The following is a 7,411-nucleotide window of genomic DNA, read 5'->3' as shown; positions in this document are numbered from 1 at the left end:
GCCCTCCCCGGCCGGCGGGGCGGGCGGGCAGACGACCCCTTAAGGCGTGCCGCCCCCTGCGCCCTCCGGCGGCAGTGCGGGGGCTGCGGGTGCGTTGATCAGGGTGACCACCACCGGCTTGCGCGGCTCCGATCTCCACCTGTACGAAGTCCTCGGGGCCTTCCTCGACGCCGGAGACATCCTGGGACACGAGCCCATGGGCGTCGTCGAAGAGGTCGGTCCGGCCGTCACGGCCGTAGAGCCGGGGGACCGTATGGTCCCCCGGCATCGACCTTGTACCGGAGCGTCTGGAACGCGCCCGGCGGCGCGGCATCCACACCCTGGACCTGAGGGACTGCGGAGACGACCTGACCGCCGCGGTCCGAACCTTCACCGCAGGGCGGGGCCCCGACGGCTTCGCCACGCACCGGCTGTCTCTGGAACAGGCACCGGATGCGTACGAGATGTTCCAGAAGAAGCAGGATGGCGCAGTCAAAGTGCTCTTCACTCCGTGACGGGAGTCCTGCCGTGGTGCCCGCCGCCCACATCGGCGGCGGGCACCACGGCACGATGACCGGGTCAGGCCTGCACGCGGTCGCTCCCGGCCCCGGCAGACCCCTCGACGACGTCCGCGAGCCGGGCGAGCATGCTGCGGTGACGCAGCTGGATCAGCGCGTCGACCGCGGCGTTGTGGATGGTGCCGCCGAAGCCGCGCAGAGGGTGTTCGTCCACCTTGACCAGGGATTCCTCACCCCAGGGGCGGACTTCGATCGCGACCCGGGCCGTGCCGAGAGGGCCGCTGTCGACTTCCAGTTCCAGTTCCGCGGGCGCTTTCACGCGCCGTACGACGGTGGTGCCCGCCCCGCTCCACGGCCCTATCCGGACGGTGTACTCCAGGGCCGATCCGAGTTCGGGCCACAGGCCGCGGGTGGCCCGCGAGTCGCTGGTGCCCACCACCCAGTCCGCGTAGCGCGACGTATCGGCGAGCACCGCCCACACCTGCCGTGGCGTGGCATGGATCACGTGATGTCGTACGGCCATGATTCTCCTCCGAGACGTGGATGAGGGCGAGGGAGCCGGTCGGGTGCCTCGGGTGCGGCTTCGGCCGCCGCGCCGCCTGGGCCCAGGCGGCCGGTGGGCGGCAGGGGTGCGTCCGCGCGGGTCGCCAGGACGAGCCGGAAGTAGTGCGTGACGAGCGTGGGCGTGGGGGCCCGGGTCGGCTGCGCGACGCGCACCCACGGCGGAGCGTAGATGCGGGCCGAAAGCTGGAGGTAGTAGCCAGAGCTGCGCAGCAGGTCGGGGAGGAAGCAGCGGGCGGTGAGGGCGCTGCCGACGAGGTTGACCTCGATGGCCGTCGGACCCGGAAGATCCGCTGTCAGCCGGTGCAGCCGCTCCTCTTCCAGTCCGATCAGGGCCACCCGGGCACCACGCCGGGCCAGGGCGTACGCCGTGCTCGCACCCATTCCGCGGGCGGCACCGGTCACCACGGCGACGCGGCCCTCCAGGGGGCGTGAAGTGCGGTGCCGTCGGAACCCGGTCCTCATGGCCAGGCGCCTGCCCCCGCGGGCCCGGTTACATACCGGCCCGCACCCCGGTTTCCCGGAAGAGCGCCAACCGTGGTCCTGGTCCACGGCGGGTACGGCCAGACGCCTGTGAGGGAGCTGGCACGGTGACACGGGTCTGGGGCCGGCAGGGATTGCTGCCGCCCACAGCGTGCGGCGCGCGGATCGCCGTGCGGCCGCAGTGCCGAATCAGGTCGGCCGAACGCCTGTTGGCGCCCCCGCGCCGAGGGGCGGGGGCAGAGCATGCAGTGGGGTGCCGTCCTCTGCTCCTGGGGAAGGACGGCACCACGCGGAGGTCAGGACCAGATGGTGAAGGTGGTGGTGACGGTGGACTTCTTGCCGGCGGCGTCGGTGACGGTCAGGGTGGCGTTGCGGAAGCCCCAACTGGTGGCGGTTCCGGAGATGAGGCCGGTGGAGGCGTTGACGCTGAGGCCGGCGGGGAGGTTGACGGCGCTGAAGGTGTAGGGCTTGGTGCCGCCGGTGGCCTGAAGCTGGAGGCTGTAGGGGCGGCTGGTGTAGGCGGTCTGGCTTCCGGGGTTGGTGAGGGTCGGGGTGCCGGTGCCGGGTGCGGTGACGGTCCAGGTGAAGGAGGTGCTGCCCTTCTTGCCGGCGGCGTCGGTGGCGGTGAGCGTGAGGTTGGATGTTCCGGCGGTGGTGGGCTTGCCGGTGACCGTGCCGGTTGTGGAGGAGATGGTCAGGCCGGCGGGCAGGCCGGAGGCGGACCAGGTGTAGGGGGCGGTGCCCCCTTCGGCGGAGTTCTTCAGCTCGACGGCCGTACCGACGACGCTGTTCTGGGGGGAGACCGCGGTCACGGTGACGTCACCGGGCTGCGGGGTGGACGTGGCGAGGGAGGCGCCGAACTTGGAGAGCGCTTCGTTGACGGGCTGGAAGATGGTGAACTTCTCACCGCTGCCGCTGCTGCAGGTGGCGCTGCCGCCGCCGGAGTGCAGGCCGACGGCCTTGCCGCCAGTGGCAGTGACGTAAGACCCCCCGGAGTCCCCGCCGGCGGAGCAGGCGTTGGAGTAGGACAGGCCGTCGATGACGACGTTGCCGTAGTCCACGGACTGGTTGACCTTGGTGACCTCGCCGCAGCGGTAGCCGGTGGTCTGCCCCGAGCGGCAGACGGCGGTGCCCACGACGGCCTCGGCGGACCCGGTGACCGTCACGTCCGTGCTGGAGCCGCCGCCCCAGACGGTGGGCGCCAGGTTCCAGCCCGCCTGGTCGACGTCGACGATGCCCATGTCGCCTTCGCGGGCGTTGACGCTGCCGGTGCCGTTCTTGTTGGCGGTGCCGACGCGGGTGCCGTCCTTGCCGTAGGCGGCCTGGTTGACGTCGTTGGTGCAGTGTCCGGCAGTCAGGAACGCCTTGCCGCCCCCACTGGTGCGGGTGACGGAGAAACCGATGGAACAGGGGCTCTCGCTGCCCGGCACCCACTTCTCGCCCCCGATCACGTTCCCGCCCTGCTGGCGGGGAGAATCCTGGGACTCGGTGACACGCACGAGGTCGCCGAGGGAGGCGAGGCGGGCGCGCAGGGCGGTGGTCGCCGCGGTGGCACGGGTGGGGTCGAGGAGGACCTCGACTCTGTTGTTGCGTGCGTCGGGGCCCCAGGAAAGGACGCCGGGCACCCCGGAGGCCCACGCGGAGACGGACCGGGACGCGTCCGTCAACTGACGTGCGGTGTAACGGACCTGGTGGGGTATCGCGCCGGCGGCGCGTACGGCGTTGGCATCGGCGCTGGTGACGGCGGCGTGCAGGCGGCCGTCGGCCGAGTCGAACCAGAGGCCGGCGACGCGGTCGCCGACCGTGGAGCGGACCGCTGTCGCGGCGCGGGCGGCATCGCCTTCATCGGCGATGCGCCGGTCGACGGCGGCCCCGGAGAGGCCCAGATCGCGTTGGAGTGCTTCGCGCACCTCGGGCGGCACGCCGTCCGACGCGGCGATGGAGCCGGTGATGGCGGCGGCACCTGCTTGAGGGGAAAGCGCGGCAAGACCGGCCAGGGCCGCCGCAGCGGCAATGCCCGTCACCACGGACTGACGGAGGGGGACCCGCATGGGGGAAGTCCTTCCCGTTGGGGATACGGTGACGGGATGCCACCGCGATGTCCCGGGAGGCGCTGCGCGGAGAGCAACCCCGGCCGGCTGCCGGGGCACCCCCCGGGACGGACCACAGCGTCACGGGAGAGCGGGCCTCAGCGGTATCAGGAGCATCCCCTGTCCCCAACGCGCCGCATAGCGGACGGTCTTGGCGCTCCCACCCCCGCAGTCCAGGACGCCGACGATGGATGCGGAGGCCCACCAGGTCGGCGCAGACCGTTGCACGTGCTGCGGGCCGTTCCCTGAGGGAAACCCCTTGCTCTTGGGGCGCAGAGGCCATGGCCGTTGCCCGGCGGTGAACTGGTATCTAGCGTGCGGCAGGTGAATGGGTATCCATGGCCGGGCGGCGTCGAAGACACGGCCGATGCGAGCTGGACCGGACTGATCAAGTCCGCCCATGCGCTCCTGGAGCAGCAGGGGCGTCTCGTGGTGAGTGGGCCATGGGGCTCGGGCAAGAGCGTGCTGCTCGATGCCCTTGCCGGTGCGCAGGCACCGGGTCGGCGCTGCGTGCGCATCCGAACCCAGGAGGCGGACCGCGACCTGCCCTGGGCGGCCTTGACGCAACTCGTGGAGTCCCTGGGGCATCTGCAGCCCTGGCCCACCGGGACACCCACGGCGGCGTCTGAAACGTTGGCCCCCGACGTATCACCTGAGTCAGTCCCCGCACTGCGGACGGCCCCGTGGCGGCCGCCCGTAGACAATCCCGCCCCGGGTTGGAACCTGGCGACGGGCTCACCGCCCGGTCGTCCGGCACCCCTGAGCAGCCAAGTCCTCACGGTGCTTGGGGACACGCCGACCGACAGGTTGCAGCTACGGGTCGCGCTCACCGCGCTCCTGGGCAGTATCGGCCCGGTGCTGCTTCTGGTTGACGGAGCGCAGTGGCTGGACGCGCCCAGTACGGACGCTCTTGGCTACGCGTTGCGGACGCTTCCGAGTGCGGCGCTTGCTGTGGTGGTGACGGAGCGGACGGCCGGACATCCGCGCGCGGGGGCTCTGCTCGGCGAGTTCTTTCCGGTCTTCGCCGTGTCTCCCGCAGATATCACCGAGACGGCCGCGACGCTCGGTGCGGCGGGGTTGCCGGCCCGCTGGGCGGCCCCTGTGCAGCGCTACTGCGGTGGGCACAGGGGGTTGCTGGACGTCTGCTGCCGCGCGCTGGCCGCCGCGGCGCCTACTCATGACGGCCACAGTCGGCCGCACTGGCCCCCGCAGGTCCGAGAGGCGGCCGGGGCCTGGCTGGCCAGCGTGCCGGTGGAGGTGCGGGACACCCTCAGGGTGGCCGCCCTGGCCCGGTACCCGGACGCCGATCTGCTGCGGCAGACGGGCCGGTCGGCCGCCGAGGAACACCTCGCGCACGCGGTGCGGGCCGGCCTGCTCACCGACTACGTGGCGGCGGGCCCGGGGGAGGCTGTCCCACCGCACGCCCACTTCCCCGCCGAGGCACTGGCGGAAGCCGCCGCCGTCGGCACCACCGCGGAGCGGCTGGACATTCACCGCGCACTGGCCGAGGCCGTCCCCGACCCCGTCCAGCAGGCCTGGCACCGGGCGCTGGCACAGGGCACCCCCCACCAAGGCGTCGCCGAGGACACGGCACAGGCCGGGGCGGCAGCCCGGGAGAACGGGGAGCGCGGGCGGGCCGCCGAGCTGATGTTGCTGGCCGCCCGCCTTACCCCTACCAGCCACCTGGGGTTGCGCCTGGAACGGCTCTCCGCGGCCGCGGCTGACGCCGCCGCCGCGGGACGCGCGGACCTGGCCCAGGACGCGGCCGCCAGGATCGCCGCCGGCCGGGGCAGCCCGGCCCAGCAACTGCACGCCCTCCTGGCCGTGGCCGACGCACACGGCCAGGACCTGGCCGCCGTGGAACCGCTGTTCGCCACAGCCCGCCGACTGGCCGCGGCCGACCCGGCACTGCTCGCCGCAGTGGAGCTGCGGGCCGCGATACAGGCGAACATCCGCGGCGGGGCGGCCGACCGGGCCCTCCACCACGCCGGGACCGCCACTGAACTGGCCCGACAGGGCGGCGACCTCCCTCTGGAGGCGGCCGCACTCACCATGCGGGCCCGCATGGAACGGGTCCTGGGCCACGCGGACAATGCTCCCGCCACCCTGGCCCAGGCGCTGTCCCTGGCCGTACCACCACTACGGCTCGGAATCCGCAACAGCCCCGAATTCCTCTTCGCCCGGCACTCCGTGTTCGACGGCCGACTGGCCGAGGCACGGCAGTCCCTGCTCGCCCTGCTGCCCGCTGCCCAGGCGGCCGGCGAGGCCGAGGACCTGGTCGAGGTGTGGCGCAGCCTCGCGGAGGTGGACTGCGGGCTGGGGGCCTGCGAACTGGCGCTGGAGTGGTCGGCACGAGCGGTCGAACTCACCCGGGCCGCGGGCCTTTCGCCCGGCCCGGCCTGGTACACCGCCGCCCTCGCGCACAGCTGCGGCGGCAGCTTCACCCAAGCTCTGCGGTACGCCGAGCAAGCGGTGCGGGCCTCCCGAGAGGAGCACGACGCGCTGTACACCTCACGCGGCCTGTGGATGCTCGGCGCCGTACGACTGCACACCGGAGAGATGGAAGGGGCGTCGGCAGCTCTGGCAGAGGTCGCGGAGCTGGAGACGCTGTCCGGATCGGCGGACCCCGGGATGCTGCGCTGGCAGGCCGACGCAGTGGAAGCCTTCGCGGCATCCGGCCGCCACGAACGGGCCCGGACGCTGCTCGACGCGATGCAGGACACCGTCGGCAGTCACCCCGGCCGCGCGGGCCTACGGGCAGCACTCACCCGGGCCCGCGCCGTATGCGCGCACCTCGACGGGCGGCCCGACGAAGCGGTGAAGCTGCTCACTGACGCGGCGCACGGATTCGCCGAGCTGGGGTTGCGGGTGGAAGAGGGCCGCGTACACCTCACCCGCGGCCGTGTGGAGCGGCGGCGCCGACGGCGGGCCACAGCCCGGAAGTCCTGGGAGACGGCGCTGGAGGTGTTCGCAGGGGTACAGGCGCGACCCTGGATCGCGCTCACCGAGGAACACATTGCCCGCCTGACCGCCCGACAGGCCCCTGCGCGGCTGTCCGCTGCGGAGCCTCGGGCCGCCCACGGGCTCACAGACCACGAATGGCGGCTCGCCGAGCTCGTGTGCCGCGGCGCCACCAACCGAGAAGCGGCACAGCAGATGTTCGTCTCGGAGAAGACGGTGGAGACCATGCTTAGCCGCATCTACCGGAAGGTCGGCATCCGCTCACGCACCCAACTCTCCCGCGCACTCACCCCGTGAACACGGCAGCCGACGCACAATATCGTTCCGTGAGGGTGTAGTCGCGGTGCGGGTGACGTCTTGTGCTGGGGTTCTTGGTTGAGGCTGTGCGAGGAGGCGACCCGCAAGGATGCCGACGCGCTGCTGACGGCGCTCGCCGAGACCGTCGGCGGCGTCGTCGCCAAGGGCAGGTAACACCGCCCCCGCCGTCCCGACGCCCGCGCGACCGCTCAGCCTGTTTCGGGCGGTAGGGCAGTGCACCGTACGTCCTCCCCGAGGGGGGCCACGCCGGCGTGGTGCAGGCGGAGTTCGTCTTGTGAACCCCTGGCCGGAACGTCGGGCGCGGGCAGGGCGGGAAGACCGGCATCGGGCGGACAACGGATCCGGTCCGGGAATAGGGTGGACGCCGGGTCGCGGATCTGAGGTGAGCAGCACCGGCTGAGCCGGGACGCCTTACCGAACGGGGGACGCATGGGTGGCTGGTGGCGGAGACGGGCCACGCGTGAGCGTGACGCGCCGGAGACTGCGCAACCGCGTTCCGGA

4 protein-coding genes and 2 pseudogenes are annotated in these 7,411 nt (G+C 72.6%); 3 read left to right on the top strand and 3 right to left on the bottom strand.

Annotated features, from left to right (window positions below; genetic code table 11):
• Nucleotides 1-94: 94 nt before the first annotated feature.
• A pseudogene (locus tag EAO70_RS38800) lies at nucleotides 95-259 on the top strand (alcohol dehydrogenase catalytic domain-containing protein); the annotation flags it as partial.
• Nucleotides 260-558: 299 nt separating this feature from the next.
• On the opposite strand, the gene EAO70_RS03595 reads toward EAO70_RS38800, so the two are convergent.
• The 3 genes from EAO70_RS03595 to EAO70_RS03585 form a co-directional block, all read right to left on the bottom strand.
• Nucleotides 559-1,020 (bottom strand): SRPBCC family protein, encoded by a 462-nt coding sequence (locus EAO70_RS03595; protein WP_148001567.1) that lies wholly within the window; start codon nucleotides 1,018-1,020, stop codon nucleotides 559-561.
• Nucleotides 999-1,523 (bottom strand): SDR family NAD(P)-dependent oxidoreductase, encoded by a 525-nt coding sequence (locus EAO70_RS03590; RefSeq protein ID WP_148001566.1) that lies wholly within the window; start codon nucleotides 1,521-1,523, stop codon nucleotides 999-1,001. The genes EAO70_RS03595 and EAO70_RS03590 overlap by 22 nt, the downstream gene beginning before the upstream one ends.
• A 314-nt stretch (nucleotides 1,524-1,837) precedes the next feature.
• Nucleotides 1,838-3,592 carry a putative Ig domain-containing protein gene (locus EAO70_RS03585; protein ID WP_222723429.1) on the bottom strand — a complete coding sequence of 585 codons (1,755 nt, stop codon included), beginning with the start codon at nucleotides 3,590-3,592 and terminating at the stop codon, nucleotides 1,838-1,840.
• Between the two features lie 354 nt (nucleotides 3,593-3,946).
• On the opposite strand from EAO70_RS03585, the pseudogene EAO70_RS40205 reads away from it, so the two are divergent.
• Nucleotides 3,947-4,576, top strand: a pseudogene (locus EAO70_RS40205) (AAA family ATPase); the annotation flags it as partial.
• Between the two features lie 81 nt (nucleotides 4,577-4,657).
• Entirely contained in the window at nucleotides 4,658-6,889 is a 2,232-nt protein-coding gene (locus EAO70_RS03580; RefSeq protein ID WP_261992630.1) for a helix-turn-helix transcriptional regulator, read from the top strand.
• The last annotated feature ends 522 nt before the right edge of the window (nucleotides 6,890-7,411 follow it).

This window comes from Streptomyces sp. adm13(2018) (assembly GCF_008042145.1).
Lineage (GTDB): Bacteria > Actinomycetota > Actinomycetes > Streptomycetales > Streptomycetaceae > Streptomyces.
This window is presented reverse-complemented; position numbering and strand designations above follow the sequence as displayed.